25 protein-coding genes are annotated in these 25,222 nt (G+C 63.8%); 6 read left to right on the forward strand and 19 right to left on the reverse strand.

Features of this window, described 5'->3' with window-relative positions; all coding sequences use genetic code 11:
• Positions 1–32: 32 nt before the first annotated feature.
• The 5 genes from ABWO90_RS06845 to ABWO90_RS06865 all read right to left on the reverse strand — a co-directional run bounded on the left by ABWO90_RS06845 (position 33) and on the right by ABWO90_RS06865 (position 5,698).
• The gene (locus ABWO90_RS06845) at positions 33–965 is read right to left on the reverse strand and encodes a diiron oxygenase (protein ID WP_353190439.1); all 933 of its coding nucleotides are present in this window, start codon (positions 963–965) and stop codon (positions 33–35) included.
• A complete protein-coding gene (locus tag ABWO90_RS06850) occupies positions 958–2,427 on the reverse strand; it encodes an adenylosuccinate synthetase (protein WP_353190440.1) in 1,470 nt (489 codons plus the stop codon). Before ABWO90_RS06850 ends, ABWO90_RS06845 begins: the two co-directional genes overlap by 8 nt.
• On the reverse strand, positions 2,424–3,458 hold the full coding sequence (gene sbnB, locus ABWO90_RS06855) for a 2,3-diaminopropionate biosynthesis protein SbnB (protein WP_353190441.1): 1,035 nt from the start codon (positions 3,456–3,458) through the stop codon (positions 2,424–2,426). The genes ABWO90_RS06850 and sbnB overlap by 4 nt, the downstream gene beginning before the upstream one ends.
• Positions 3,455–4,537, reverse strand: coding sequence for a 2,3-diaminopropionate biosynthesis protein SbnA (gene sbnA / locus ABWO90_RS06860; protein WP_353190442.1), 1,083 nt, complete (start codon positions 4,535–4,537; stop codon positions 3,455–3,457). Before sbnA ends, sbnB begins: the two co-directional genes overlap by 4 nt.
• Positions 4,538–4,777: 240 nt before the next feature.
• On the reverse strand, positions 4,778–5,698 hold the full coding sequence (locus ABWO90_RS06865; RefSeq protein ID WP_353190443.1) for a methyltransferase domain-containing protein: 921 nt from the start codon (positions 5,696–5,698) through the stop codon (positions 4,778–4,780).
• Positions 5,699–6,201: 503 nt separating this feature from the next.
• Between ABWO90_RS06865 and ABWO90_RS06870 the strand changes: the two genes are divergently transcribed.
• Positions 6,202–6,711 carry a ComF family protein gene (locus ABWO90_RS06870; RefSeq protein WP_353190444.1) on the forward strand — a complete coding sequence of 170 codons (510 nt, stop codon included), beginning with the start codon at positions 6,202–6,204 and terminating at the stop codon, positions 6,709–6,711.
• On the forward strand, positions 6,683–7,153 hold the full coding sequence (gene trmL, locus ABWO90_RS06875; protein WP_353190445.1) for a tRNA (uridine(34)/cytosine(34)/5-carboxymethylaminomethyluridine(34)-2'-O)-methyltransferase TrmL: 471 nt from the start codon (positions 6,683–6,685) through the stop codon (positions 7,151–7,153). The genes ABWO90_RS06870 and trmL overlap by 29 nt, the downstream gene beginning before the upstream one ends.
• Here the strand turns inward: trmL and ABWO90_RS06880 are convergent.
• The 5 genes from ABWO90_RS06880 to ABWO90_RS06900 form a co-directional block, all read right to left on the reverse strand.
• Complete coding sequence (locus tag ABWO90_RS06880; protein ID WP_353190446.1) at positions 7,135–7,665, reverse strand: O-acetyl-ADP-ribose deacetylase; 531 nt, start codon at positions 7,663–7,665, stop codon at positions 7,135–7,137. The two genes, trmL and ABWO90_RS06880, sit on opposite strands and share 19 nt — an antisense overlap.
• Before the next feature lie 142 nt (positions 7,666–7,807).
• Positions 7,808–8,827, reverse strand: a complete 1,020-nt coding sequence (locus ABWO90_RS06885) for an NAD(P)H-dependent glycerol-3-phosphate dehydrogenase (protein ID WP_353190447.1) — start codon at positions 8,825–8,827, stop codon at positions 7,808–7,810.
• A gap of 63 nt (positions 8,828–8,890) precedes the next feature.
• Complete coding sequence (gene secB, locus ABWO90_RS06890) at positions 8,891–9,397, reverse strand: protein-export chaperone SecB (RefSeq protein WP_039407783.1); 507 nt, start codon at positions 9,395–9,397, stop codon at positions 8,891–8,893.
• Between the two features lie 68 nt (positions 9,398–9,465).
• Positions 9,466–9,726 (reverse strand): glutaredoxin 3, encoded by a 261-nt coding sequence (grxC, locus tag ABWO90_RS06895; RefSeq protein ID WP_353190448.1) that lies wholly within the window; start codon positions 9,724–9,726, stop codon positions 9,466–9,468.
• Between the two features lie 17 nt (positions 9,727–9,743).
• Positions 9,744–10,151 carry a rhodanese-like domain-containing protein gene (locus ABWO90_RS06900; protein ID WP_353190449.1) on the reverse strand — a complete coding sequence of 136 codons (408 nt, stop codon included), beginning with the start codon at positions 10,149–10,151 and terminating at the stop codon, positions 9,744–9,746.
• 232 nt (positions 10,152–10,383) lie between these two features.
• Between ABWO90_RS06900 and gpmA the strand changes: the two genes are divergently transcribed.
• From gpmA to ABWO90_RS06915, 3 genes are all read left to right on the forward strand, one after another.
• Positions 10,384–11,130 carry a 2,3-diphosphoglycerate-dependent phosphoglycerate mutase gene (gpmA, locus tag ABWO90_RS06905; protein ID WP_353190450.1) on the forward strand — a complete coding sequence of 249 codons (747 nt, stop codon included), beginning with the start codon at positions 10,384–10,386 and terminating at the stop codon, positions 11,128–11,130.
• A 555-nt stretch (positions 11,131–11,685) separates the two neighbouring features.
• Complete coding sequence (locus tag ABWO90_RS06910) at positions 11,686–13,239, forward strand: S41 family peptidase (protein ID WP_353190451.1); 1,554 nt, start codon at positions 11,686–11,688, stop codon at positions 13,237–13,239.
• Positions 13,240–13,318: 79 nt separating this feature from the next.
• Positions 13,319–14,071: a HesA/MoeB/ThiF family protein gene (locus tag ABWO90_RS06915; RefSeq protein WP_353190452.1), complete on the forward strand. Its 753-nt coding sequence runs from the start codon at positions 13,319–13,321 to the stop codon at positions 14,069–14,071.
• Between the two features lie 128 nt (positions 14,072–14,199).
• Here the strand turns inward: ABWO90_RS06915 and ptsP are convergent, their stop codons facing one another.
• From ptsP to ABWO90_RS06960, 9 genes are all read right to left on the reverse strand, one after another.
• Entirely contained in the window at positions 14,200–15,936 is a 1,737-nt protein-coding gene (gene ptsP / locus ABWO90_RS06920) for a phosphoenolpyruvate--protein phosphotransferase (RefSeq protein ID WP_353190453.1), read from the reverse strand.
• A gap of 192 nt (positions 15,937–16,128) precedes the next feature.
• Entirely contained in the window at positions 16,129–16,398 is a 270-nt protein-coding gene (locus ABWO90_RS06925; RefSeq protein ID WP_150679887.1) for an HPr family phosphocarrier protein, read from the reverse strand.
• Positions 16,399–16,401: 3 nt separating this feature from the next.
• A complete protein-coding gene (locus tag ABWO90_RS06930) occupies positions 16,402–16,815 on the reverse strand; it encodes a PTS sugar transporter subunit IIA (protein ID WP_353190454.1) in 414 nt (137 codons plus the stop codon).
• A gap of 166 nt (positions 16,816–16,981) precedes the next feature.
• On the reverse strand, positions 16,982–17,920 hold the full coding sequence (gene gshB, locus ABWO90_RS06935) for a glutathione synthase (RefSeq protein ID WP_353190455.1): 939 nt from the start codon (positions 17,918–17,920) through the stop codon (positions 16,982–16,984).
• Positions 17,921–18,064: 144 nt separating this feature from the next.
• Positions 18,065–19,408 (reverse strand): helix-turn-helix transcriptional regulator, encoded by a 1,344-nt coding sequence (locus ABWO90_RS06940; protein WP_353190456.1) that lies wholly within the window; start codon positions 19,406–19,408, stop codon positions 18,065–18,067.
• A 435-nt stretch (positions 19,409–19,843) separates the two neighbouring features.
• Positions 19,844–21,133, reverse strand: coding sequence for a glutamate--cysteine ligase (gshA, locus tag ABWO90_RS06945; protein ID WP_353190457.1), 1,290 nt, complete (start codon positions 21,131–21,133; stop codon positions 19,844–19,846).
• A 425-nt stretch (positions 21,134–21,558) separates the two neighbouring features.
• Positions 21,559–23,088, reverse strand: a complete 1,530-nt coding sequence (gene amt, locus ABWO90_RS06950; RefSeq protein ID WP_353190458.1) for an ammonium transporter — start codon at positions 23,086–23,088, stop codon at positions 21,559–21,561.
• 34 nt (positions 23,089–23,122) lie between these two features.
• Positions 23,123–23,461 carry a P-II family nitrogen regulator gene (locus tag ABWO90_RS06955; protein WP_010804740.1) on the reverse strand — a complete coding sequence of 113 codons (339 nt, stop codon included), beginning with the start codon at positions 23,459–23,461 and terminating at the stop codon, positions 23,123–23,125.
• 13 nt (positions 23,462–23,474) lie between these two features.
• Positions 23,475–24,308 (reverse strand): TorF family putative porin, encoded by an 834-nt coding sequence (locus tag ABWO90_RS06960; protein WP_353190459.1) that lies wholly within the window; start codon positions 24,306–24,308, stop codon positions 23,475–23,477.
• A 408-nt stretch (positions 24,309–24,716) separates the two neighbouring features.
• Here ABWO90_RS06960 and ABWO90_RS06965 point away from each other — a divergent pair, with 408 nt between their 5' ends.
• Positions 24,717–24,965 (forward strand): accessory factor UbiK family protein, encoded by a 249-nt coding sequence (locus ABWO90_RS06965; protein ID WP_353190460.1) that lies wholly within the window; start codon positions 24,717–24,719, stop codon positions 24,963–24,965.
• Positions 24,966–25,222 lie beyond the last annotated feature (257 nt).

Raw genomic sequence — 25,222 nt, forward strand, 5'->3', positions numbered from 1 at the left:
GCCAATGACAAGTCACATGTGCCTCCTGATAATCAAGGTGGGCGCCAACGGCTCGCACGTTGCGCAAACCGTTCCGCGCAGGACATTCCCAATCGTTCGAAGAGACGACGCGGTACGAGCGCCGCCTCCATCATCTGCACGCCGACCGCCAACGAATCGACGCTTTCGCGAATCACCTGCTCCGCGTCGCCCGCCGCCATGCCCACGGCACACAGATGCTCGTGCCAGACGGGCAACTCGGGGGCGAGGAACGCAAGCATCAAATCCGGAAAAAGGTCATTGAGAAAGGCGCGCTCGTCGGATGAGAGCGCAGGCACCCATTCCGACACGAACCGGACGAACGCCGCCTGATGCCGCATTTCGTCCGCCGCATGGTCGGCCAGCAATGCACGCACCGGTGGGTAAATGTCGTCGCAGGCGCCTGCCTGACGCAGCGTGCCGGTAATCAGCGTTTCCGTAATCGACGCTGCGGCCACGATCGCCATGCCGCGATGCGTCGCCGGCACGGACTCGCACAGCGCCATCACGCGCGTCACGCCAAGCGAGGGCTTCTGTGCCAGCTCGCGGCCCGTTCGCTCAAAAAGCCGGCGACGAAAGCGCTCCATCATCCACGTGTGAAATCCTTCATCCGTGTAGATGGCCAGCAGATCGTCGCGACTCACCGACGTGATGCCCGGAATGTCCATCATCTGCTCGACCGCGCGGTTGACGATGTGCAATTCGACGCGCTCCGTCTTGTTCAGGTAGTCGGCAAGTCGCAGCGCGCTCAACTGCTGACGCGCCGCCTGCCCCATCTCGCAAACGAGCGGATGCGTCGCATAGGGCATGAGCGAGACATTGAAGAACAGCTGATCGGGTTGCAACGGGGGAAAGCAGGCTTCCACGCTGCAACGCGTGACTGCGGCAACCTCTCGCCAAGGCGCCTGCCGATGGGATTCCATACCCTCGGACGACAAGTCAGCCATGCTCCTCCACCGCAGCGTGTGGCACCGGATGATGCACGGAAAGCGCCATCAGACTGGCGCGTTCCGGTCCCAGTCCGATACCCGCCAAGGGAGCGCCGGCATGTCGCTCGACGAAGTCGATGAAGCCCTGCATGGCTGCGTCGAGCGTTCCCTCGCGCCCGAGGGCGATCGACCGCTCCGTCAGCCCCGGGTAGATCAACACATCGGGCGTTGCGTCATGGGACAGCGCCTCGCGATGTACGCGCACCGGCACCCCCTGATACGTCGAATGAACGTAGTGCGTCAGACAATCGACCTTGTTCAGATAGACGCAGTCGATCGCGTGCGCCTTGATCACCTCGCGGAGCTGAGCGAGATCGAGCATTCCGATACGACGCGGTCGCCCCGTTCCCGTGCCGTACTCACCGGTGAGCATGCGAAGTGCGGTGCCGACATCGAAGGGATCGCTCGATTGCAGCAAGCTGTCTGGCAGATGTTGCTTCAACTCGTCCGCCGCACCCCGTCGCGACTGCGAAGCTTCATCGCAATACTGCGCCGAGCGCTCGCCACCCAGTTCTGAAGGAAACGGGCCGCGCCCAACGCGCGACACGATGGCCTTCGCGACGCCGATCGTCCGCCGGTGATACTTCGGCGGCAAGTCGCCACCCACGTAGGCATATGCCGGTACCGTATGACTCGACGTCACGTAGGGTTGGCTGCCGTCGACGACGTCGAGCAATATCGACTGCGCACCTTCGAACAGCACCCTGGCGCCATTCGCCACACGATTCGCGAGCCATGAGCGATCCGGCGCGATGTACTCACGCAGCGTTTGCGCGACCCTCGGCAAGCCCAACAGAAGATCCGACATTTCCGCCATCCAGGGCGACGTGCCACCTTCCGCATTGATCATGCGAGTGAAAACTTGCCGCATTGAAGCGATGGTTTCCGTTTCATTGCTGAGCAGGTCCCCCAGCATCAGGTTGACTCGCGTGTCGTTGCGCACCCGCAGTGCCCGGTCGGCATAGCACGGGCCAATGCCATTGCCTGTCGTGCCGATGGTGTGGCTGGCAGTGCGATCCAGTGCCATGTGATGCGGCTGCACGATCGCCGCCCGCGCACTAATGCGCAGACGACCCTCGAGCGAAACGCCCATCTCGCGAATCTGCTCGATTTCCTCTGCGAGCTTCCAGGGATTGATCGCACATCCCGAGCCGATGTAAAGCTCGGCGCACGGATGAAATACGCCTGACGGAAGTTGCCGAAGGGCGACGCGCCCACGAGGCGTGTCGATGGTGTGACCCGCATTAGCCCCACCGTTGAAACGTGCGATGACGTCATACCCCGGCGCGAGGGCGTCGATGATCTTGGCTTTGCCTTCGTCACCGTATTGCAGACCGACAAGCACGTCGGCATAGCCTTCAGTGCGCGACGAAGGTTGGTGAGAAACATGAGAGGTGGCACTACAGGAAACAGAGGTCATGCGCGTTGCATATCGTAGAAAAAGCGAGGAACAGGTGCCTGGTGCGTCGCGAGTCGTTCGTAGACCCATCGGCCAACGGCGATATCGAGAATGCCCAGACCAAACGGCGAGAACACAATGGGACGGTCCTGCGAAGGCGGTTCGCCGCCACAGAGCAGGTGAGGCAGCGACGTCGTGACGAAACGTCGATGACCGATGGCACCCTCTGTCAGATGCAACGATGTTTGCGCACGCAGGCAATGATCGATGTCATCGACCACGTTGTGGGACGCCAGCACGACCTCCGGGGCCAGGTCGCGCAGCGAGAGGTGCAAGACGGTCGGACAATGGGAAAACCAGTCGGGGTTATCGACATAGGGCATGGCGGCCGTTGTGGCGAAAACGACGATGTCCGAATGGCGAATGGTGCGTTCGAGCGACGTCTCGGCATACGCCTCGTAACCCAGCCGCGACTCGATGCGTGCGACAAGCGATGCCGCGTATTCGTCGCTCAGGTCATGCACCGTCACGCGGCTGATGTCCCGCTCGGCGAGCGGCAGACACTCGGCCACATGACGCGCGATCACCCCCGCACCAATGAAGCCGATCCGCAGGCCCCGATCGGGTAGCGTCCGGTTCGCGGCAAGGCAGCGCAGTGCGCTGATCGCACTCGCAGCAGTACGCGCGGCACTGATGATGCTCGCCTCCATGCACGCCATCGGATAGCCGGTCATGATGTCGTTCAGAATCAGCACCGCCGATGCGCGCGGCATCCCGCGTTCGACGTTTTCCGGAAAGCTCGATATCCACTTGATGCCGGTCACGCCATCGCCGCTGCGATCGCGGATGTGCGCGGGCAAGGCGATGATCCGATTGCGAGGGCCGTCCGGAAAGCGAAGAAACTGACTCTCTGGATTGACCGTGCGGCCGGCCTGATGCGCGCGATACGCCGCTTCGACCGTCGTGAGAATGGCGCGTCGTCCCTCCTGGACCGCAGCATTGATCTGCTCGCCGGCGAACACGCGAAATTGCGGTAACGAGAGTGCACTCATGGCAGTGAAGGATGGGAAGCGTCGAAGGCGTCGGCTGTCTCGTGGGGTGCAGGCGGATGCCCGGGGGCCGCCGCCTCGAAACACGAAGTGGTCCAGTCGGGGTCGTAGATCGTGTCGAGATATTTGTCGCCCATGTCCGGGGCAATGGCGACGACCGTGGCATCGCGCGCAATGGAGGCCGATGCCATCTGCACCCCGCATAGCACGCTACCGGTGGACCCGCCGGCGAGCAGTCCTCGTCGGGCGAGCGAATGACACATGCGCAACGTGTCCGGCTCGGGGACGTACACGATGTCGTCCGGCACCTCGGTGTTCGGCGCTTCGCACAGCGCAGGGCGGCAACTCGTGCCCAGCCCGGGAATACGGCGCGGTCCGGGAGGCCCTCCGAACGTGACCGAGCCCAGGGCATCGACGGCAATCACCCGCGTCGGCATGCAATGCTTGCGCACGTATCGGAGGCACCCCAGCAACGTCCCGGTCGTGCCGGCCCCCACGAACAGATGGTCGACGTGCGGGTACGCAGCGAAGATCTCAGGAGCCGTCCAGCGATGATGCGCCCGCCAGTTCCCCGGGTTCGCGTATTGATTGAGCCAGACCCACCTTGGATCGCGCGCGACACGTTCCCGAATCCAGGCAATGCGCGTGCCGAGATAGCCCCCCTGCGCGTCGCGATGCGTCACGCGCACGATGTGCGCACCTGTGGCGCGCATGGCTGCGATCGCGTGACGCGACGTATTGGGATCAGTGACACACGTAAATCGGTAGCCGCGATTGGCACAGACAAGTGCCAACGCGACGCCAAGATTCCCTGAAGACGACTCGACGATCCGCGTGTCCGGCCGAAGACGGTCGGTCGACTCCAGCTCCTCAATCAACTGCAGCGCAGTCTTGAGCTTGATGGACCCCGCCGGATTCAGGCCCTCCAGCTTGAGATGGACCGTCGCGGGACAGAGTCCTTCGATCGCCGCGAACGCGGGAAGTGACGGGCGCAGAAATGCACCGTCGACGTGTAGTGCTGCCCCCTCTTGCGACGGGTCGCACCCTGCGGAAACCACCAACGTCTCGTGCGGAAACCCCACTGCCAGCCTCCCGAAGTCGCGCCCGAAGGCGACGCCATGACGTGGCAAAGCAAAGGGATGGGGATTCGGATCACCCTGCGCTCATGCACGCCGTAAAGCGTCATTTAAGCGAAGGGGAGACGCGCAGAACACCTGCATGGTCGTGTAGGACGCATGTTGCGGCGAGTGCTTTCGGTGGGTGTTTACCGTGAGCGAGTGCAGCGAGAGGGTCGGTGTGAACCCTCGAAGGCGAGTAGGTGCTTAGCGCGGCCGACCGCCGCGTCCGATGTCCTGAAGGCGAACGATGGCGTTTCCCGCAGCATCGGTCTTCTCCGGAATCTTCCAGGCGTGGCCGTAGACCAGCTCGAACGTCAGCGCGATCGTGCCGTCGGCACTGCGTTGACGCTCGAGCGCCTGACGCAGCGCATCGAGACGCGCGCGCCCGGTCAACCCCATACGGCGCTCGGGTCGCGGATTCACGCCCAGCAAACGTACGTCGCGCAAGAGCGTATCGGGCGATTCGAACGTAAGCGTAAGACGCTCCATGTCCGTCACCGGCGTATCGAAACCGCTGGCCACCATCATGTCGCCCAAATCGTGCATGTCGGTCGGCTCGAGGGCGTGCGGTACGTCGTCGACTTCCGCCCACGCGGCGCGCAGTTCGCGCAGCGTGTCAGGACCGTAGGCCGAAAACATCAGCAGCCCGTCGGTACTCAGTACGCGGTGCCACTCGGGAATCACCCTGTGCGGCTCGCGATACCAATGGAGCGCCAGATTCGACCAGACGAGATCGAACGAGCGCGGTGCGAACGGCAGCGCCGAGAAGTCGGCCTGCACCAGGCCATACGGCGGCGCGCTGCGCAACAGCCGTCGCCAGCCGGTGACGGCCCCCGCAGCGCTCGCGGCTTGCACCATGCCGAACGATGCGTCGAGCCCCACGCGATATGCGTCCGGATAGCGCTCACCGAAGCTCAGCAGGTCACTCCCCGTGCCGCAGCCTGCGTCGAGGATTCGTGTCGGTTTGAGCTTGATGTAATCCAGACGGCTGGCGAGTCGCGATGCGACCTCCCGCATCAGGAAATCGGCCTCCGGCCAATTCGGCGCGCGACGATCGAACGCGGCACGCAGAAAGCGAGCGGAGAACGTAGAAGACGGGGATTGGGGAGCGGCAGCGGGCTTCATGGGACAGGCAAAAAGGCGAGTCGGCAGTATACTCGTTGCCGTCCGAACGCATCGGACACCGCCGCAAACCTTGCGTTTTCGGGCACCCTGCCTTCGCCAACGGCTTTATGACTTGTCGAGGCCTCTCGAATCACCTGATTTCCGCTATCGCCGTGTCTACCCTTCGTGCCACCCTCTCAGCGCTCGCCCGGTTCAGTGGCGAACTGCTGCGCGTGGCGCTGCCAGACCATTGTGCGCTGTGCGGCCGGCGCGCGGCCCGGCAGGTCTGTGCGGATTGCGCATACGGGTTCGACAGCCACCGGCCCGAGGCGCCGCTGCGCTGCCATCGATGCGCGATCGCCCTGCCGCCGGCGCCTTCCTCGGGCTCGGCCACATCCAACATCGGAGGTGCGACAATTTGTCGCACTGACCCTACCGTTATCTGCGGACAATGCCTCCGTCGTCCCCCCGCATTCGACGCGACGCTGACGCTCGCGGATTACGTGGCACCGCTCGATATGCTGATGATTCGTCTGAAATACCACGGTGCGTTGCCGTTCGCCCGCGAATTCGGCGAACGCCTTGGCGACGCCCTGTCGGCACACGCCGGCGAGACCCCTTTGCTGGTGCCCGTGCCTCTGGCGCCGTCGAGACTCGCGTCGCGCGGCTTCAATCAGGCATGGGAGCTGGCACGTGTCGCGTCACGTCGCGCGCAGTTGCCCGCGAGCGCGCACGTACTGCGCCGCGAACGGACGACCACTGCGCAGCGACGCCTCTCGCGTGACGACCGGAAACGCAACTTGCGTGGCGCGTTCGTCGCCAGCGAGCGCGTTCGCGGGCGACGTATCGTGCTGATCGATGATGTGATGACCACCGGCGCCACCTGCGACGCTGCGGCGTCTGCGCTCAAACGCGCAGGGGCCACGCACGTGCTGGCGGCCGTCGCGTTGCGCACGCCGCCCCGCTCCGCCCGCCCTCCTTCCCATAACTCAGCCCCCAACGCTTATGTTCAACGTCGTTCTCGTCTCGCCTGAAATTCCACCCAATACGGGCAATGTGATCCGCCTTTGCGCCAACACGGGTGCACGCCTGCATCTGATCGAGCCGCTGGGTTTTCCGCTCGACGACGCCCGCATGCGCCGCGCCGGCCTCGACTATCACGAGTACGCGGAGATGAAGGTGCACAAGGACTGGGCCGCGTTTCTCGCCGCAGAAACGCCGGATCCGACGCGGATGTTCGCGCTGACCACACGCGGTTCGCGCCCCTTTGGCGAGTTGTCGTTCGCGCCGGGCGACTGGTTCGTCTTCGGCTCGGAGACCCGTGGTCTCGACCCAACCCTGCTGGAGACGTTTTCGACGACGCAACGGGTACGTCTGCCCATGCGTCCCGGCAATCGCAGTCTCAATCTGTCGAACACCGTCGCCGTGGTGGTCTTCGAGGCGTGGCGACAGCAGGACTACGCAGGCGGGTCCTGATTCGCGAGTTCCGTCTGATAAAGCGCGAGCATCGGGGCGTCGAAGCAGACGAACTCCACGTGCTCGACATTGGGGAAATGCAGTAGCGCATCGCGCACGGTGAACACGGCCAGCGGCACCGCCAGCTCCGCCGGATAGCCATAGACGCCGCAACTGATCGCCGGGAATGCCACACTGCGGCAGCCCTGCTCGGACGCCAGGCGCAGGCTCTCTCGATAGCAACTCGCCAGCAGCGCCGGCTCGTCGACGGCGCCCCCATGCCAGACCGGGCCTACCGTGTGGATGATGAATTTGGCCTTGAGACGAAAACCCGGCGTGAGCTTCGCCTGACCGGTCGGACAACCGTGCAGCTTGCGACAGGCGTCGAGTAATTCAGGCCCCGCCGCACGATGAATCGCACCGTCGACACCGCCACCGCCCAGCAGCGATTCGTTCGCCGCGTTCACGATGGCATCAACCCTAGATTGCGTGATATCGCCTTGAGAGGCGTGGAGATGGACAGCTTGCGACATGGGCGGAACTCCCTTGTAGCGAGTGTCAACGACGAGGATTCGCCGTCGAAGCGCCGAAGCATGGCAGCAGCGGCACAGTTGCAGGCCGCCAGCTTGCCCGGGAGACAACGCCGGCGGACCGCATGAGGTTGTTTGCGACGCGTCAGCCCGGGTGACCGTCGTCCTCGCGCTCTGCACGGGCGTCGCGCCGCAGCAGCGCTTCCACCGCCGCACGAGCGGGCAAACCGTCGAACAGGGTGGCACACACGGCATCCGTGATCGGCATTTCAACGCCATGCGCGTGCGCCAGATCGCGTACCGCACGCGCACATCGTACGCCTTCGGCAACGTGCCCCAACGACGCCAGCACCTCATCGAGCGACTTGCCGGTGGCAAGTTGCAAACCCACGGTGCGGTTGCGCGACAGATCCCCCGTTGCCGTCAGGATCAGATCGCCCATGCCGGCGAGTCCCATGAACGTCTCGGGCTTGCCGCCCAGCGCAACGCCCAGCCGCGTCATCTCGGCGAGTCCACGCGTTACGAGCGCTGCACGCGCATTCAAACCGAGGCCCAGCCCGTCGCTCACGCCCGTGGCGATCGCCAGCACGTTTTTCACGGCACCGCCGACTTCGACACCGACGACGTCGTCGCTCGAATAAATGCGCAGCGCGCCGTAATGGCACGCCGCAATGGTCAGTTCGCACAGCGACGGCGCCGTGCTGGCGATGGTCAACGCCGCCGGCAGGCCCTGCGCCACTTCGCGCGCGAAGCTCGGCCCCGAGAGCGAGCCTCCCGCGACCTTCGGGAAGACGTCGGCCACGATCTGATGTGGCAGCAGCCCCGAATCGGCCTCGAAACCCTTACACAACCAGATCAGGTTCTGCGGTGGGTTGGCGGCCAGCGCCATGTGACCGGCCAGTGCCCGCAACCCCGCGACCGGAACGGCGGCCACGCACAACGCATGCGCGCCTGTGCCGTGCGCCAGTGCGCGCGCGAAATCGGCTTCGAATCGAAGACGTGGGGAGAGCGGACAACCGGGGAGATAAGTGGAATTTTCGTGGGAGTCGGCGAGTTGCTCGAGCAACGCTGCGTCGCGCGCCCAAAGGACAACGTCATGGCGTGCTGCCATGTGACTCGCCATCGCGGTGCCCCAGGCACCTGCACCGAATACGGCAATCTTCATGAAGAGGACCTCGACGCGACAGCGAGCCATTCGCCCGCCATCGCGCCGATGAAGCGCAAGCGCTTAGTGGGTCTGAGCCGACGAGCCGTCGGGCATCACGATGCCCGATGCCGGCGCCTCGCCATTGGCCGCTTGTTGCTCGGCCAGTTGCGCCAGACGTTGCTCGTACAGCGCCTGGAAGTTCACTTCCGCCAGATGAATCGGCTGGAAACCGGCACGGCTGATGGCGTCGGCCACGTTCGCGCGCAGGTACGGGTAGACGATCGTCGGGCAGGCGATGCCGATGAGCGGGTCGAGCTGCTCGACCGGCACGTTACGGATTTCGAAAATACCGGCTTGCTTGCCTTCGACCAGGAACGCGACCTTGTCCTTGATCTTTGCCGTCACCGTGGCGATCACGGCGACTTCGAAGATTTCCTCGGCCAGGCGCTCGGCAGCGACGTCCAGCTGCACTTCAACGGTCGGCATCTCCTGCTCGAGGAAGATCGCGGGCGAATTCGGCTGCTCGAGCGACAGATCTTTCAGGTAAGCGCGCTGGATGCTGAAAAACGGCTGATTCTGGTCGGACATTTCTTCGTTTCCTTGGGTATGAAACAGCCGCGCAGGTACGCGGCCGGACGACTATTTTGCAGGGGCTCTCAGGCCGCTTGCAAGAGCGGCAGGAGACCACCGGCACGATCCAGCGCCGAGAGATCGTCGTAACCGCCGACATGGCGCTCGTCGATGTAGATCTGCGGCACGGTGCGACGTCCGGTGCGCGTCATCATTTCTTCGCGGCGGGCGGGGTCCTTGTCGATCAGAATCTTCTCGATTTCCTGAACGCCGCGCTGACGCAGCAGACGTTCCGCCATCTGGCAATACGGGCACACTTGCGTGCTGTACATCACGATCTTCGGCATGACTTGCAACTCCTCGATTACTTCACGACCGGCAGGCCGGCTTCCTGCCAGGCGGCAATGCCGCCCTGGAGGCTGAACGCCTCAGCATAGCCAAGATTACGCAACAGCGTCTGAGCGCGCGCCGAGCGTTGACCGCTCTTGCACACGATAAGTACCGGCGCTGCCTTATTCTTGATGACTTGCGTGACCTTTTGTTCCACGTCGTCGAGCGGTACGTTGCGCGCAGACGGCAGGTGGCCGGAGGCAAATTCCTCGCCGGTACGCACGTCGAGCACCACGGCGCCCTTGCGGTTGATGAGCTGGGTCGCTTCCGTGGTCGACAGACCGCGACCGCCGCGCTTGAAAACCGGCCAGGCCAGCATGCCACCCGAAACGAGGGCGATCGCGATCAGCGCGAGGTTGGTGTAATCGGCAAAGAACTTCACAAACCACCTGAAAAAGGTCAAAAGAATCCGATCATTATAAAATAATCCGTGATTGCGCCGACGGGTCTCGTTGCCAATCGCTGCAACGGACGTCGACGGCCCCTTCGCCGCTCCCCCGAATGTCCTCCGGGCATGGCCGCAAACCCTTACTGGGCGCGGCTGTGCGAGGTAGCAGCGACGGACCGCCCCCGATCGGCTGCCCCCGCTTTCCAACTCTGTTTGAAGTCTGCTCATGTACAAGCTCGTTCTCATCCGCCACGGCGAATCGACGTGGAACAAGGAAAACCGCTTCACCGGCTGGGTCGATGTCGACCTGACCGAAAAGGGCGTTGCCGAGGCCGCCCAGGCCGGCGACCTGCTCTCGCAAGCCGGTTTCAAGTTCGATCTCGCCTATACCTCGGTGCTCAAGCGCGCCATCCGCACCCTCTGGCATGTGCAGGACGCCATGGACCAGATGTGGATCCCCGTGGTCCACAGCTGGCGCCTCAACGAGCGTCACTACGGCGCGCTGGCCGGCCTGAACAAGGCCGAGACCGCCGCCAAGTACGGTGACGATCAGGTGCATGTCTGGCGTCGCAGCTATGACACGCCGCCGCCGCCGCTGGCCGCCGACGACGAGCGCAGCTCCTACAACGATCCGCGTTACGCCAAGCTCAAGCGCGAAGAAATTCCGCTCACCGAGTGCCTGAAGGACACCGTGGCGCGCGTGCTCCCGCTGTGGAACGAGTCGATCGCTCCGGCCGTGCGTGCCGGCAAGCAGGTGCTGGTCGCCGCACACGGCAACTCGCTGCGTGCCCTCATCAAGCATCTCGACAACATTTCGGACGACGACATCGCCGGCCTGAACATCCCGAACGGCACGCCGCTCGTGTATGAACTGGATGCCGACCTGAAGCCGATCCGTCATTACTACCTGGGCGATCAGGACAAGATCGCCGGTGCGCTGGCCGCCGTGGCCGCGCAGGGCAAGTCGAAGTAACGTCTCGCGATTCACGGCATGTCGCCCCTTCGGGGCCACATGCCGTGACGTGCGATAGTGCATCGCCTGGACGGCGGCGCGCTATCGCAGCGCCCGGCACCGATTCGCCGGCGCATTTCGCTCTCGACGCGTCTCACGTCGCGGCACATTTGGCGCCGCCGGTCGTTCCGCCTCTCCGCCTCTCCGCCTTTTCGCCTTTTAGCCCGCCTGCCCGCCTGTCTGCCTGCCTGCCGACCGCTTTCGGCCACTTTCCCGCCATCCGCCGGGACATTCCGTAATACGCGGTAACACGCTCCGCCCGCATTTTGCGGTCCGAGTTCACGGCTCCCAAGGCGTGCCATCGCGTGATTTCTCCGCAAAAGCGCGGTTCATTCGGGTGACATCCGGCAAAAAATTCGCCGTGTTGGCGTTTTAAACGGTACTTTTCGTAGAACCACTCCGGAAAAGTCCCTGTCGAATGGGCAATGTCCCGCCTGCGGGCAAACGGTTATACTTCGCCAAAGTGCGCGCGCCCATTGGCGGGCGCCCCGAAAAATCCGGAATTTCCACGCCTATATGCGCCAAACCCTCAAACACATCGGCCTGATCGTGCTGGGCCTCGCGACCGGTGCGGCTGCCACCCTCGCGTTCTCGCAGGCTTCCGCACAAAGCGCTACCACGCCGTTGCCGCTCGAACAGCTTCGTCTGCTTGCCGAAGTGTTCGGCCAGATCAAGCGCGAGTACGTGCAACCGGTCGACGACAAGAAGCTGCTCACCGCAGCGATCAAGGGCATGGTGTCGAGCCTCGATCCGCACTCGTCGTACCTCGACAAGGAAGAATACAAAGAGCTCCAGGAGCAGACACGCGGTCGCTTCGCGGGTCTGGGCATCGAGATTTCGCAGGAAGACGGCCTCGTGAAGGTCATCTCGCCGATCGAGGACAGCCCGGCATTCAAGGCCGGCCTGAAGCCCGGCGACCTGATTACCCGCATCGACGACAAGCCCGTGCGCGGCATGACGCTCGACCAGGCGGTCAAGCGTATGCGCGGGGCCCCGGGCAGCAAGGTCACGCTCACGATCTTCCGCAAGTCGGAGGAGCGAACCTTCCCGGTATCGATCGTGCGTGCGGAAATCCGCGTGCAGAGCGTGAAGGGCAAGATGCTGGACTCGGGTATCGCCTACGTGCGTATCACGAGCTTCCAGGAGCGCACCGTGCCGGACCTGGCCAAGAAGCTCCAGGAACTCGCCAAGGACCAGCCGAAGGGCCTGATCCTCGATCTGCGTAACAACGGCGGCGGCATTCTCCAGTCCGCAGTCGGTGTCTCCGCAGCGTTCGTGAAGGAAGGCGCCACGGTCGTGACGACCAACGGCCAGATCGAAGACGCCAAGCAGAAGTACACGGCCACCTTCGACAACTACCGCCTGTCGGCTAGCCCGGAAGATCCGCTCAAGGGCGAAGCCCCGTTCTGGAAGACGGTGCCGATGGTCGTGCTGGTGAACGCCTACTCCGCATCCGCCTCGGAAATCGTGGCTGGCGCACTGCAGGATTCGAAGCGCGCCCTGATCATGGGCAAGACGACGTTCGGGAAGGGTTCGGTGCAGACGGTGCGTCAGCTCTCGCCCGATACCGCGCTGCGTCTGACCACGGCGTACTACTACACGCCGAGCGGCCGCTCGATCCAGTCGATCGGTATCAAGCCGGACGTGCCGGTCGATCAGAATCCGAAGGGCGACCCGGACGACGTACTGGTCACGCGCGAAATCGATTACCAGAACCACCTGCACAACACGCAAACGCCTGACGAGCAGAAGGAAATCGACGCCCGCGAAGCTCGCCGCCTGGAAGAACTGCGCCGCCTCGAGGAAGAGAACGCGAAGAAGACGCCGGAAGAACGCAAGAAGGAACGCGAGGAACGCCTGCCGGATCTGGGCAGCGCCGACGACTTCATGCTCCAGCAGGCTGTCCATCAGCTCAAGGGCGAGCCGGTCCAGCGCACCAAGTCGCGTCTGGAAGCCAACGCCGGTCCGCTGCCGAAGGACGCGTCGAAGGCCGCCAGCCCTGCCGCAGGTGCCAAGACCGATCCGAAGACCGACACGGTCGTGCCGGCCAAGCCGTCGGACAAGAAATAAGCTTCGGCTTTACACTGGAAACCGTGCCTGCGAAAGCCGGCACGGTTTTTTTATTCCTTTTCCGCTTTTCCGTTTCGCGATGAACGACGACCAGTTGCTGCGTTACTCCCGCCACATTCTGCTCGACGAACTCGGCATCGAGGGTCAGGAGCGCCTGCTCGCCGCGCATGCCGTGATCGTGGGCGCCGGTGGGCTCGGCTCGCCCGCCGCGCTGTATCTGGCCGCCTCCGGCGTGGGACGCATCACGTTGATCGACGACGACGACGTCGATCTCACGAACCTGCAACGCCAGATCCTGCATGACACGCAAAGTGTGGGGCGCCCGAAGGTGATTTCCGGGCGCGAACGAATTGCACAGATCAATCCGGGGGTGATCGTCGATGTCGTGAACGAGCGCGTGGACGAGGCTCGGCTCACCGCCCTGGCCCGCACCGCCACCGTGGTGCTCGACGGCTCGGACAACTTCGCCACGCGTCATGCCGTGAATCGCGCGTGCGTCGCGGCGGGCGTGCCGCTGGTGTCCGGCGCCGCGTTGCGCTTCGACGGACAAATCAGCGTGTTCGACGTGCGCAATGACGCGTCGCCTTGCTACGAGTGCATCTTCCCGGCCGACGAGCCCTTCCCCGAGCAGGCCTGCGCCACGATGGGCGTACTTGCCCCGCTGGTCGGCATCATCGGCAGCATGCAAGCCGCTGAAGCCATCAAGCTCATTACGGGGGTAGGCACGCCGCTCGTGGGGCGTCTGCAAATGCTCGACGGACGCAAGATGAGTTGGCACACCATGCACTGCGCCCGCAATCCGGAGTGCAAGGTCTGCGGTGAGCGCCACTGACCGGATGGGCGACGTCTGAGTTGCACTCGGATAGGCCACAAATCCATTCGAAAACGGCAGAAAAAAAACGGGCCCCCATTGTCGGAGGCCCGCCTTTTATGTGCGAGAGGCGACCCGTCAGTGCCTCGTCAGGCGACGGCCAATCGCGCCAATGCCGCCTGCATTTCTTCGGGCTCCGTGGCAGCCAGCAATTCCTGCACCGGACGCTCGAGATCCGGCAGATGCGCCCGCAGGATTTCCTGCTTGACCTGCAACAGCTGGCTCGGATGCATCGAGAATTCGCGTAACCCCATGCCGAGCAGCAGTCGCGTGGCGGTCGGATCCCCCGCCATCTCGCCACATACGGCCACCGGCACGCCGAAAGCGTGTGCCTCGCGGATCGTCATGGCGATCAGGCGCAGTACGGCGGGGTGCAACGGATCGTACAAATGCGCCACCGCGTTGTCGGCGCGATCGATGGCCAGCGTGTACTGGATCAGATCGTTGGTGCCGATGGACAGGAAGTCCAGTCGCTTGAGGAACATCGGCACGGTCAGCGCCGCCGCCGGCACTTCGATCATCGCGCCGAGCTTCACACCCGGATCGTAGAGCAGGCCGGCCGCGTCGAGTTGCGACTTCGCTTCGCGTACCAGTTCGAGCGTTTGATCGATCTCCTGCGCATGCGCGAGCATCGGGAACAGGATCTGCACCTTGCCGAACGCCGATGCGCGCAGGATGGCGCGCAGTTGCGTGAGGAACATGCGCGGTTCCGACAAGCTCCAGCGAATCGCCCGCAGCCCCAGCGCCGGGTTCGGCGCCGTTTCGTAGGTCTCGTGGCTGTCGAGCGGCTTGTCAGCGCCCACGTCGATGGTACGAATCGTGAGCGGCAACCCGTGCATCGTCTCGACCGCCCGCTTGTACGCCTCGAACTGCGCCTCCTCCTCGGGGGCCTCCTCTTCGTTCATGAAGAGGAACTCCGTGCGGAACAGACCCACGCCCACGGCGCCGGCATCAACGGCCGTCTTGGCGTCTTCCGGCAGCTCGATGTTGGCGAGCAGTGCAATCGGTGTGCCGTCGATCGTCTGCGCAGGCGAGTGCTTCAGGCGCTGCAAACGACGCTCTTCCAGCGCCCGTTCGCTTTGCCGGTAGCTGTACTCCTCGAGCACGATCGGTGCCGGATCGACGATGACGATGCCGTTGTCGCCGTCGATGATGATGACGTCGTCCTGTTTGACGAGCAGGCTGGCTTGCGCCACCCCCACAGCCGCGGGAATGCCCAGACTGCGGGCCACGATGGCCGTATGGGACGTCTTGCCACCGAGGTCGGTGACAAAGCCCTTGAACGTCTGCGACTTGAACTGCAGCATGTCGGCCGGCGCGATATCGCGCGCCACGACGATCATGTCGTCGCGCGGCGTCTCGTCGACCACGTGGCGGATGCCCGGGGCTCCCGCGAGGGCCTTGAGCACGCGCTCGGTCACCTGCTCGATGTCCGCGCGACGTTCGCGCAGATACTCGTCGTCGATGTCCTCGAAGCGCGCCACCAGCACCTCGAGCTGCGTGGTCAGCGCCCACTCCGCGTTATAGCGGCGTTCGCGAATCAGCTTGATGACGGCATCGGCCAGCAGCGTGTCGTTGAGAATCAGCGAGTGGACATCGAGAAATGCACCCATCTCGCCCGGTGCATCGTCGGGCAGTTCGGCCTTGAGGGTATCGAGTTCGTGCTGGACGGTCGCCTGGGCGCCGTGAAATCGTGCGATTTCGTCGTCGATCTGAGAGGGATCGAGCAGATAGTGCGGAACATCGAGCGTCGCGGGCGCGAGCAAATAGGCGCGCCCGATGGCGATGCCGCGGGAAACGGGAATACCGTGCAGGGTGAAAGACAAGGAAGTCTCCCCAGTTCAGAGGCGGGTGATACGACCGTATTCTGTGACTACTTTACGTTTCGGGGGTATGGGCTGCGGTAGGTGGCAGTTCAAGACGATGATTCGTCGATCATCGTCACCGCGCGACGGCGCGCCTGCATAGCGCCGTGACTTACCGTCGTCGCCATGGCATGACAGCGACGATGCGACGTGTTATTCCCCTTCGCCGAACTTGTTCGCGATGAGCGCCAGGATTTCGTCCATGGCTTGCTGCTCGTCCGAGCCTTCGGTTTCGACTTCGACCTTCGAGCCGATACCGGCCGCAAGCATCATGACGCCCATGATGCTCTTCGCGTTGATGCGCCGACCGTTCCGGGTCAGCCAGACCTCACTCTGAAATTTCGCCGCCAGTTGCGTCAGCTTTGCGGATGCCCGAGCGTGCAAGCCCAATTTATTTACGATCGTCGTTTCTTGTCGAAGCATGTTTCAGTGTGACGTAGTGTGTGTGACCGGCGCACCCGCGCCGACTTCCAGAATACCTTTAGATCCGCCCGAAAGCACCTTCTCCACCAGCGTGTCGAGCGGTACCGAGCGATAGCACACGGCCTTGATCAGCATCGACAAGTTCACCCCGGCCAGCACCCGCACTTTCGGGCCGACGAGTTGCGCCGCCACGTTCGACGGCGTTGCGCCAAACAGATCGGTGAGCACCAGGACGCCGTTCTCTTCGTGCAACTCGACGAGACGCGCGCGCGCCGTGTCGACGAGCGCCGCCGTGTCCTGGTCGGGAACGACGTCGATCGCGCCGATGCGCGACGGGCAGCCCCCGTAGATGTGCGAAACACACTCGCGAAGTGCCGAGGCGAGCGGTGCGTGGGCAATGATCAGAATTCCAGCCATGATGCTAGGCACGCCGTGCGCCGCGAGTGTTCGGGATACAAACACAACGACGGACGCGAACCTGTCGATTTTGGGACTCTTATTTTAGCAGGCGCGCAAAATCCCCGATTTTTCATCATGTTAGGGTCTGCCCCAAGCCGTCGCTGCCAACGGACCCCGTATCGCCTCAGACCGCCAGTTCCAGTGCGTCGATAAACATCTTCGGCACGTCGAAACCGGTCTGGTCGGTGATTTCCTGGAAGCACGTCGGACTCGTGACGTTCACTTCGGTGAGGTAATCGCCGATGACGTCGAGGCCCACGAGCAGCAGGCCGCGCTTCCAGAGAATCGGCCCCAGGGCTTCAGCGATCTGGCGGTCGCGCGCCGAGAGGTCGCGCGCCTCGCCCAGGCCACCGGCTGCGAGGTTGCCACGCACTTCGTTGCCCTGCGGGATACGCGCGAGCGAATGCGGCACGACCTTGCCGCCGATCACGAGCACGCGCTTGTCGCCCAGCTTGATGTCGGGAATGAAACGCTGCGCCATCACCGAGCGTGCACCGTTCTCGCCGAGCATCTCGATGACGGATCCGAGGTTGCGACCGTCCGGGCCAATACGGAACACGCCCGTGCCGCCCATGCCGTCGAGCGGCTTGTAGATCACGTCGCCATGCTCGGCGTGGAACGCACGCAGGCGCGTGGCGTCGCGCGTGACCAGCGTCGGTGCCACGAACTGCCCGAACTCGGCGATGGCGAGCTTTTCGGAGTGATCCCGGATCGCGCTCGGTTTGTTGAACACGCGCGCCCCTGCCCGCTCCGCAATTTCCAGCAGCCACGTGGAATTGATGTATTCCATGTCGAACGGCGGGTCCTTGCGCATGAGGACGGCGTCGAACTCGGTGAGCGCAGCCACGCGCGTGTCGACCACTTCGTACCAGGCGTCCGCATCGCCCGTCAGCTTGATTTCCCGCACGCGCGCGTCGACGCTGGCGCCTTGCCATGCCATCTCATGCGGCTCGCACGCGAAGATACGGTGCCCGCGACGCGCGCCTTCGCGCATCATCGAGAACGTGGTGTCCTTGTAGATCTTGAACTGGTCGAGCGGGTCGGCGATAAAGAGAATCTGCATCGATCGGCGGGAGTCTTGGGGGTTCGGATGCACACACCGCAGGGTGCGGCGACAGGCATCTATTCTAGCCGAGGCGTCATTTTGCCGCTTCGGAGCGGCAAGCCGCGCACCACCCGGCGGTTTCGCGGGCACGGCACGGAAAAGTCACAGGTGACCGGTGGTTCCGGCGGTGCCCGTTCGTCCCAGACCCAGCAGCAGCGCAGCGTCTCGCACAGGGTCCAGACGGGCCCGCATGAGCGACAGGTGGGTCTTGAGTGTCTGCACACCGATCGCACAGGCTTCGCGCGTCTGCGCGCGCGACTGACCCGCCAGCAAACGCATCGCGATCTCTCTCTGCACCGGCGTGAGCGGTGTTTCGCACAGCCGCTGCAACAGGCGAATCGCAGGCGGCACCGCGAGGTGCAGCGCAATGCGTACCCGGTCGGTTGGCCGCCCTCCCATGCCGCACAGATGCGTGGCGTGCAGATGCAAGGTGCCGCCAGGTACCGGCATGGCGCGGCTGACCTGAGCCCCCGACCCAGCGGTGCTTGAGGACGGTGACATCAGTTCATCGGCCAGCGACTGACACGACCGCACCACAGCACACGCGTCCGGCCAGGCGCGCCCGGGCGCCACGTGCCAGACGCGGCGCATCAATGCCAGCGCCGTCGGGTCGGCCCACTCGGGTTGCCGGCCATGCCAGATGAGGGTGCCGGTCACGTCGTGGCCGATCGCGAGCGACGTATCGGCGCGCCGACACGCATCGGCGGACGTGAACGTCGAAACCGGAGATGAAAGCGCTAATGAGAGCGACAGGGGCGAAGCGCAGAGCGGCGGAAAGCAAGGACGCTCGAGCGGTGTGGCGAACGCCAACGCGGCCGTCTCGAATGCCTTGACTTCCCTCGCGTTGAAACGAGGCTTGGCGCTGCGGCGAGACACGAGCAGGCGCAGGGTACCGAAATCCGAGGTATCGGTGGTCGACGGCGCACGGCCCTGTTCGCCGGTTTCGGCGGCCTGTCGCACTTCACCGGGTAGTGGCCGCAAGCACACGTCGAGCAGATCGCCGTCCGGCAGACAGCGTTCGAGCTCGGGCGATCGGCATAACGACATCGATGCCGCGTGCCGACGCTCACCGGGAAGTCGTCGCGCATGATTGCGGAGCACACTCCCATGCGACAGCGCACGTTGCAGCGCCGCCACACGCGGCATGGCCCGACCGCTGGCGGCCAATTGCTCACAGGCCGACAGCGATGCCTGCGGTGCATACCAGCAGGTGGCTTCCGTCCGGGCGTCCGACGCGCCCTCGCCCTGATCGACACATGCCTGGGTCCAGAGGGCCACCACGCCATCCGCCGCAAGCCATGCCCGCAGTGTCTCCAGCCATAGCGGCAAATAGCCCAGTATCGGCACGGGCAGTTGATGAAGCTGGCGAAGGCACGCACGCAAATCGCCCGGCGTCTGCACGTGTCCCGGACACGCCGATCGATCCCGCTCCCCCTGCATTGTCATGTCGCTCCCGGATAGACGCGTCACAGGGGAAATTTCTTATTCCACCTGAAGACGAACTGGTATCCCCCATCCGGGGGATGTTTGACGCACCAAACGATCGCATCATCCACTCACTGCCGACGCGAACCGCATGGCGGATCGGCACAGTACACGATTCCGTCACGGGAAAGAGAACGCAGGAAACCAGTTTGCGGGGGGACTCACTCAGGGAAGCCCCGATTTCCGGCCGTTGCATGAGACGGCTGGTAAATGTGACGCCCGGCTAGTCGGGGGGCCAGCCGGGCGTCTTTTTCATTTCGCGTCCCAAAGCGAGACGCGGTCGAAGCCACCGCCGTGCGGCATCGGCTTCACATCAATTCAGAAAATTCTCAACAGGACGCTGACAACGATGGTGCACGAGCCGGTGTGACTCGCGCCCCGTCAGCACTCGGCCGATCAGTACGTTTCCGGGTCCGGATCGGTACGCTCAAGCTCGACCGACGCCGCGAGCAACGCCAGACGCGCCACCACGCCATACATATAGAAGCGGTTGGGCGGCGCGGCCCCCGGCTTGGCATGGACGTCGGGCAATGCGGTGTGCTCGAACGCGAGCGGTACAAAGTGCATGCCGGGGGCGTTGAGGTTCTCGTCGGTGCCGCGTCCGGTGTGCACGCGGTAGAAGCCGCCGACCACATAGCGATCGATCATGTAGACGACCGGCTCGGCCACGGCCTCGTTGATGCGCTCGAAGGTGTAGACCCCTTCCTGCACGATCACGTCGTGCACTTCGAGGCCTTCCTTGACCACACTCATCTTGGTGCGCTCGCGCCGATTCAGGTTTTTGATCTCGGCAGCGTCGTGCACCATCATCACGCCCATGCCGTACGTGCCGGCATCGGCCTTGATGACAACGAACGGCTTCTCGGAGATGCCGTACTCACGATACTTCTTGTTGATCTTCTTGAGCACTGCGTCGACTGTGTCGGCAAGCTTCTCCTCGCCCACGCGTTCGTCAAAGTCGATGCCCTCGCACTTCGCGAAATACGGGTTGAGCATCCACTGGTCGACGTCAATCATCTTCGCGAACTTCTTGACGATGTCGTCATAGGCCGAGAAATGCTGACTCTTGCGACGCATGGCCCAGCCCGCATGCAGCGGCGGCAGCAGGTACTGCTCGTGCAGGCCTTCGAGAATCGGCGGAATCCCGGCGGACAGATCGTTGTTGAGCAGAATCGAGCACGGGTCGAAATTCTTGAGCCCGAGCCGGCGTGGCGTGCGCTCGAGGGGCTCGATCACCACATGCTGCCCGTCGGGCAGTTCAATGGTCGTGGGCTCGGTGATGTCGTCGGACAGACTCCCCAGGCGCACATTCAACCCGGCATGCCGCATGATCGTCGACAGACGGGCGATGTTCTGCAGATAGAACGAATTGCGCGTGTGACGCTCGGGAATCAGCAGCAGGTTCTTGGCGTCGGGGCAGATCTTCTCGATGGCGGCCATCGCGGCCTGCACGGCGAGCGGCAACACTTCGGGGGCGAGGTTGTTGAACCCGCCCGGGAAGAGATTGGTGTCGACGGGGGCGAGCTTGAAGCCGGCATTTCGCAGGTCGACCGAACAGTAGAACGGCGGCGTATGTTCCTGCCACTCGAGACGGAACCAGCGCTCGATCGCGGGCGTCGCGTCGAGGATCTTCTTTTCCAGGTCGAGCAGGGGGCCTTTCAGGGCCGTGACGAGATGCGGAACCATGCTTCTCTCATATCCAGATGGAATATCGATTGTAGAGCATACGCCCGGCACCTCCGCCGTTCGCCATGCCCCCGGAAGGGGCACCGCGCCTTGCCCGGTGCGCCGCCGCAGCGCCGGTTGGCGAGGCGGGCGAATCGAGCGGGTCGCATCAGGACGACGCTGCAGAGGTACGGCGCAATGCCGCGGTGAGAGAAGATGGGGGTGAAGCGGGAAATCACAAGCCAGCGCGTACCACCTCGCCAGGGCTCGCCCAAAAAAACGGGCACCCCAGGGGTGCCCGCACAACACCGGGACCGGCTGTCCGACCGGCCGCCGGCAACGCTACTCACGAACCTAGACGAGACCCCGAGGACGGTTTCCGGGCGTAAACCGCCGCCGAATCGGTCGTTTCTGTCGCTTCTGTCGCTTCTGTCGTATCGGCGGTATCAGTTGTGATAGGCCGATTCGCCGTGCGACGTAATGTCCAGCCCTTCGCGCTCTTCGTCTTCCGGCACGCGCAGACCCAGCACGATATCGGCAATCTTGAAGGCGATGAACGCCACCACACCCGACCACACGATCGTGGTCAGCACGCCCTGGAGCTGAATCCAGACCTGACCGGCAATCGAATAGTCCGGCGCGACCTTGTTGGCGACGTAGTCGTAGATTCCGGTGCCGCCGAGGGCGGGCGATGCGAACACTCCCGTCAGAATCGCGCCGAGCATCCCGCCCACGCCGTGCACGCCGAACACGTCCAGCGCATCGTCGGCCTTGAGCAGACGCTTCAACCCGTTCACGCCCCACAGGCAGATCAGGCCGGCAAGCAGGCCGAGCACGATCGAGCCCATCGGGCCGATGAAACCGGCGGCCGGCGTGACGGCCACCAACCCCGCCACCGCACCCGACGCACCACCGAGCATCGACGGCTTGCCCTTGCCCACCCATTCACCGGCCGTCCACGACAGCGTGGCGGCAGCCGTGGCGAGCAGCGTGTTCACGAAGGCGAGTGCGGCACCGCCGTTGGCTTCCAGCCCCGAACCGGCGTTAAAGCCGAACCAGCCGAACCACAGCAGCGAGGCGCCGATCATCGTCATCGTGAGCGAGTGCGGCTTGAACGCTTCCTTGCCGAAGCCCAGACGCTTGCCCACCATGTACGAACCCACCAGACCCGCGACGGCCGCGTTGATGTGCACCACGGTACCGCCGGCGTAGTCGAGCGCGCCCTTCTGGAAGAGCCAGCCGGCGTGCGCATTGGCGGCGTCGGCCGCTGCGGCATCGATGTACGCGTCGGGACCGGCCCAGAACCAGACCATGTGCGCCATCGGCAGGTACGAGAACGTGAACCAGATCACGGTGAACAGCAGCACGGCCGCGAACTTGGCACGCTCGGCGAAGGCACCGACGATCAGCGCGCAGGTAATCGCGGCAAACGCGGCCTGGAACGCCATGTAGGCGAACTCCGGCACATTCACGCCCTTGCTGAAGGTCGCGGCGACCGAATCCGGCGTCATGCCCTTCAGGAACAGCCGGTCGAAGCCCCCGAAGAACGGACTGCCTTCAGTGAACGCAATGCTGTAGCCGTAAATCGACCAGAGCACGACCACCAGCGAGAAGATGATGAAACACTGCATGAGCACGGACAGCATGTTCTTCGAGCGCACGAGGCCGCCGTAGAACAGGCCGAGACCAGGCAACGTCATGAGAATCACGAACGCCGTGCAGGTGAGCAGCCATGCCGTATCGCCCTTGTTGGGCGGCACGGGCGCAGCCGGTGCCGCGGCGGGTGCCGGCGCGGCCGCCTGTGCCGCAGGCGCAGGCACAGCCGCTGGGGCAGCCACCGCAGGTGCGACGGTTTCCGAGGCGGCAACAGGTGCCGAAGCGTCCTGGGCGAACGCAGCGTTCGCGCCGAGGCCGGCGGTGCCGACCGCGCCCAGAAGGGCAGCGGCGAGCAGGAGTTTGGCAAGCAGTGTTTTCATGATTGTTGTCTCTTATGTGGGACCTATACGGCGCTTAGAGCGCGTCTTCGCCGGTCTCTCCCGTACGGATGCGAACCACGTGTTCAACGTTCGACACAAAAATCTTGCCGTCGCCGATCTTGCCGGTGCGGGCTGCCTGTTCGATGGCGTCGATCGCCTGATCGAGCAGGGCATCGCCGATTACCGCCTCGATCTTCACCTTCGGCAGAAAGTCGACGACGTACTCCGCGCCCCGGTACAACTCGGTATGGCCTTTCTGGCGGCCGAAGCCCTTGACTTCGGTCACCGTAATACCGGCCACGCCGATGTTCGAGAGGGCTTCGCGCACCTCGTCGAGCTTGAAGGGTTTCACAATTGCGGTAATCAGCTTCATGATGAGTCGCTCCTTAGAATGTCTTCGACAACCCTACGACGACCGTCGCCTTGGAGAGCACCTTGCCGGAGTTCGCGGCGGTGTAGTACTTCTCATCGGCGTTCGTATCGACGTAGGCGACCGACACGGTGAAGTTCTTGCCCAGGTCCTTCTGCAGGCCGATCTTCCAGTCGGTATAACTTGCGGCGCTGAAGTTGTGCACCCATTGGTGACCCACATGGCCCACGGCCGAGAGGCCCCAGAAGCCGATGTCGTAGGTGCCCGTCAGGTCGAGGTAGCCGCTGTTGGTCGTGTCCTGACCGTCCGGGCTGACGAGACCGAACAGACGGGTCAGCGAGTGCGAGTACTTCAGCGTGATCGTTTTCCAGCCCACGGCGGCATACAGCTCGAACGTATGCGGACGCGGGTAAAAATTGCCGGACGGATAGCTGCCCGGGTAGTAGTACTGCAGGCCGCCGAAGTCGATGGTCCAGTCCGGGACGATTTCCTTCTTCCAGCCGCCGTAGAAGTCCATCTCGATGGGCGCGCTCACGGCGGAATTGCCATCCGAAATCCAGCTGATGTTCGACGCCCACACCCCGGCGTACAGCCCGGACTCATGCGCGAGATCGAAACCACCCTGCACTGCCGGACGCTTGGCCGTTTGCGAAATGCCGCGGAAGCGGTAGTCCGAGAACAAGCCGATATTGGCGGTCACCGTCAGCGGTTCGGCCGCTGCGGCAGCCGCCGGGGCCGGCGCTGCGTCTGCTGCGGCGGCGTCGCCGCTCGACTGCGCAAAGGCGCCATTTCCTGCTGCCATCGCCCCGAAGAACACAACGCCAGCCATCGCAGTTGACACTTTTTTCATCACTTTCCCCTAAGTTGAAATTTGAAGTCTTGGTGCAGCGTGCGGCAGGTTCCGGAGTGGGTAGAGCAACTCCCGTGCCAGGTCCTCGATCCGCGTTTGCTGCGACGCGCAAGATACGAATTTCGAGATAAAAAATTGGCAAAATTGCGGGGAAAGTGAGGCGGGCGAACAACGGCGTGCGGCCGCAACCATGACGCATGTCGAGAGTCGAACCCTTGCGGGGCAACGATCCGAAGGCGGATGCTGCGGCGCATCGGCGTTGGCTGGGCGCAGAAAACGGTGTTAGAGTTGCGCCAACGTTGTGGCCCGCACCAGATGCACCACCTTGCACCGGTCAGTCCGGCACGACGAAGCACGTTGACGGTGCAAGCACCACGTTGGTGCGAACAAACGAAGAGAGGAAGGCTTATGAAACCGAACGAGATCCTGCAAGACATGCAAGCCAAGGTGAGCGAGATGCTCAAGCAATCGCCCGCCAAGGATATCGAGCGCAACGTCAAAAGCCTGCTCAATCAGGGCTTCACCCGCCTCGATCTGGTGACTCGCGAAGAATTCGACGTACAGGCACAGGTGCTCGCACGCACGCGTGAGAAGCTCGAAGCGCTGGAGAAGCGCGTGGCCGAACTCGAAGGCCTGCGCAACGAAGCGCAGGACTGACGATTCACAGGGGCGCTGCGGCGCCCCTTCTGCTTTCTGGCGCGGCGCGCTGCCGTTGCCGGCGTTTTCCCCGGTTCGTTGACCTGTCCATTGACCGGTTCGTAGACCGGTTCGTTGACCCGTGCGTTGGCTGGCTCATCGTGCAATGCGTTGGCCGAGACCGACCGCGACTCGCTTTTCCCTCTCTCGCAGTCCCCGTCCCCGCTCCCCACTCCCCCTCCCCTCTTGCCGGTCGCATCGATTCCGATTCGGCTATC

Source organism: Pandoraea pnomenusa (assembly GCF_040391475.1).
GTDB classification, from domain to species: domain Bacteria; phylum Pseudomonadota; class Gammaproteobacteria; order Burkholderiales; family Burkholderiaceae; genus Pandoraea; species Pandoraea pnomenusa_C.

Coding starts and splice junctions, on each gene's coding strand:
- ABWO90_RS06915 (WP_353190452.1), top strand. CDS start 13,319: ATGAACGACGACCAGTTGCTGCGTTACTCCCGCCACATTCTGCTCGAC.
- ABWO90_RS06930 (WP_353190454.1), bottom strand. CDS start 16,815: ATGGCTGGAATTCTGATCATTGCCCACGCACCGCTCGCCTCGGCACTT.
- sbnB (WP_353190441.1), bottom strand. CDS start 3,458: ATGAGTGCACTCTCGTTACCGCAATTTCGCGTGTTCGCCGGCGAGCAG.
- ABWO90_RS06925 (WP_150679887.1), bottom strand. CDS start 16,398: ATGCTTCGACAAGAAACGACGATCGTAAATAAATTGGGCTTGCACGCT.
- ABWO90_RS06850 (WP_353190440.1), bottom strand. CDS start 2,427: ATGACCTCTGTTTCCTGTAGTGCCACCTCTCATGTTTCTCACCAACCT.
- grxC (WP_353190448.1), bottom strand. CDS start 9,726: ATGCCGAAGATCGTGATGTACAGCACGCAAGTGTGCCCGTATTGCCAG.
- ABWO90_RS06880 (WP_353190446.1), bottom strand. CDS start 7,665: ATGTCGCAAGCTGTCCATCTCCACGCCTCTCAAGGCGATATCACGCAA.
- trmL (WP_353190445.1), top strand. CDS start 6,683: ATGTTCAACGTCGTTCTCGTCTCGCCTGAAATTCCACCCAATACGGGC.
- ABWO90_RS06965 (WP_353190460.1), top strand. CDS start 24,717: ATGAAACCGAACGAGATCCTGCAAGACATGCAAGCCAAGGTGAGCGAG.
- ABWO90_RS06955 (WP_010804740.1), bottom strand. CDS start 23,461: ATGAAGCTGATTACCGCAATTGTGAAACCCTTCAAGCTCGACGAGGTG.
- gpmA (WP_353190450.1), top strand. CDS start 10,384: ATGTACAAGCTCGTTCTCATCCGCCACGGCGAATCGACGTGGAACAAG.
- ABWO90_RS06845 (WP_353190439.1), bottom strand. CDS start 965: ATGGCTGACTTGTCGTCCGAGGGTATGGAATCCCATCGGCAGGCGCCT.
- ABWO90_RS06940 (WP_353190456.1), bottom strand. CDS start 19,408: ATGACAATGCAGGGGGAGCGGGATCGATCGGCGTGTCCGGGACACGTG.
- gshA (WP_353190457.1), bottom strand. CDS start 21,133: ATGGTTCCGCATCTCGTCACGGCCCTGAAAGGCCCCCTGCTCGACCTG.
- ABWO90_RS06870 (WP_353190444.1), top strand. CDS start 6,202: ATGATTCGTCTGAAATACCACGGTGCGTTGCCGTTCGCCCGCGAATTC.
- ABWO90_RS06865 (WP_353190443.1), bottom strand. CDS start 5,698: ATGAAGCCCGCTGCCGCTCCCCAATCCCCGTCTTCTACGTTCTCCGCT.
- ABWO90_RS06885 (WP_353190447.1), bottom strand. CDS start 8,827: ATGAAGATTGCCGTATTCGGTGCAGGTGCCTGGGGCACCGCGATGGCG.
- amt (WP_353190458.1), bottom strand. CDS start 23,088: ATGAAAACACTGCTTGCCAAACTCCTGCTCGCCGCTGCCCTTCTGGGC.
- gshB (WP_353190455.1), bottom strand. CDS start 17,920: ATGCAGATTCTCTTTATCGCCGACCCGCTCGACCAGTTCAAGATCTAC.
- ABWO90_RS06910 (WP_353190451.1), top strand. CDS start 11,686: ATGCGCCAAACCCTCAAACACATCGGCCTGATCGTGCTGGGCCTCGCG.
- secB (WP_039407783.1), bottom strand. CDS start 9,397: ATGTCCGACCAGAATCAGCCGTTTTTCAGCATCCAGCGCGCTTACCTG.
- ABWO90_RS06960 (WP_353190459.1), bottom strand. CDS start 24,308: ATGAAAAAAGTGTCAACTGCGATGGCTGGCGTTGTGTTCTTCGGGGCG.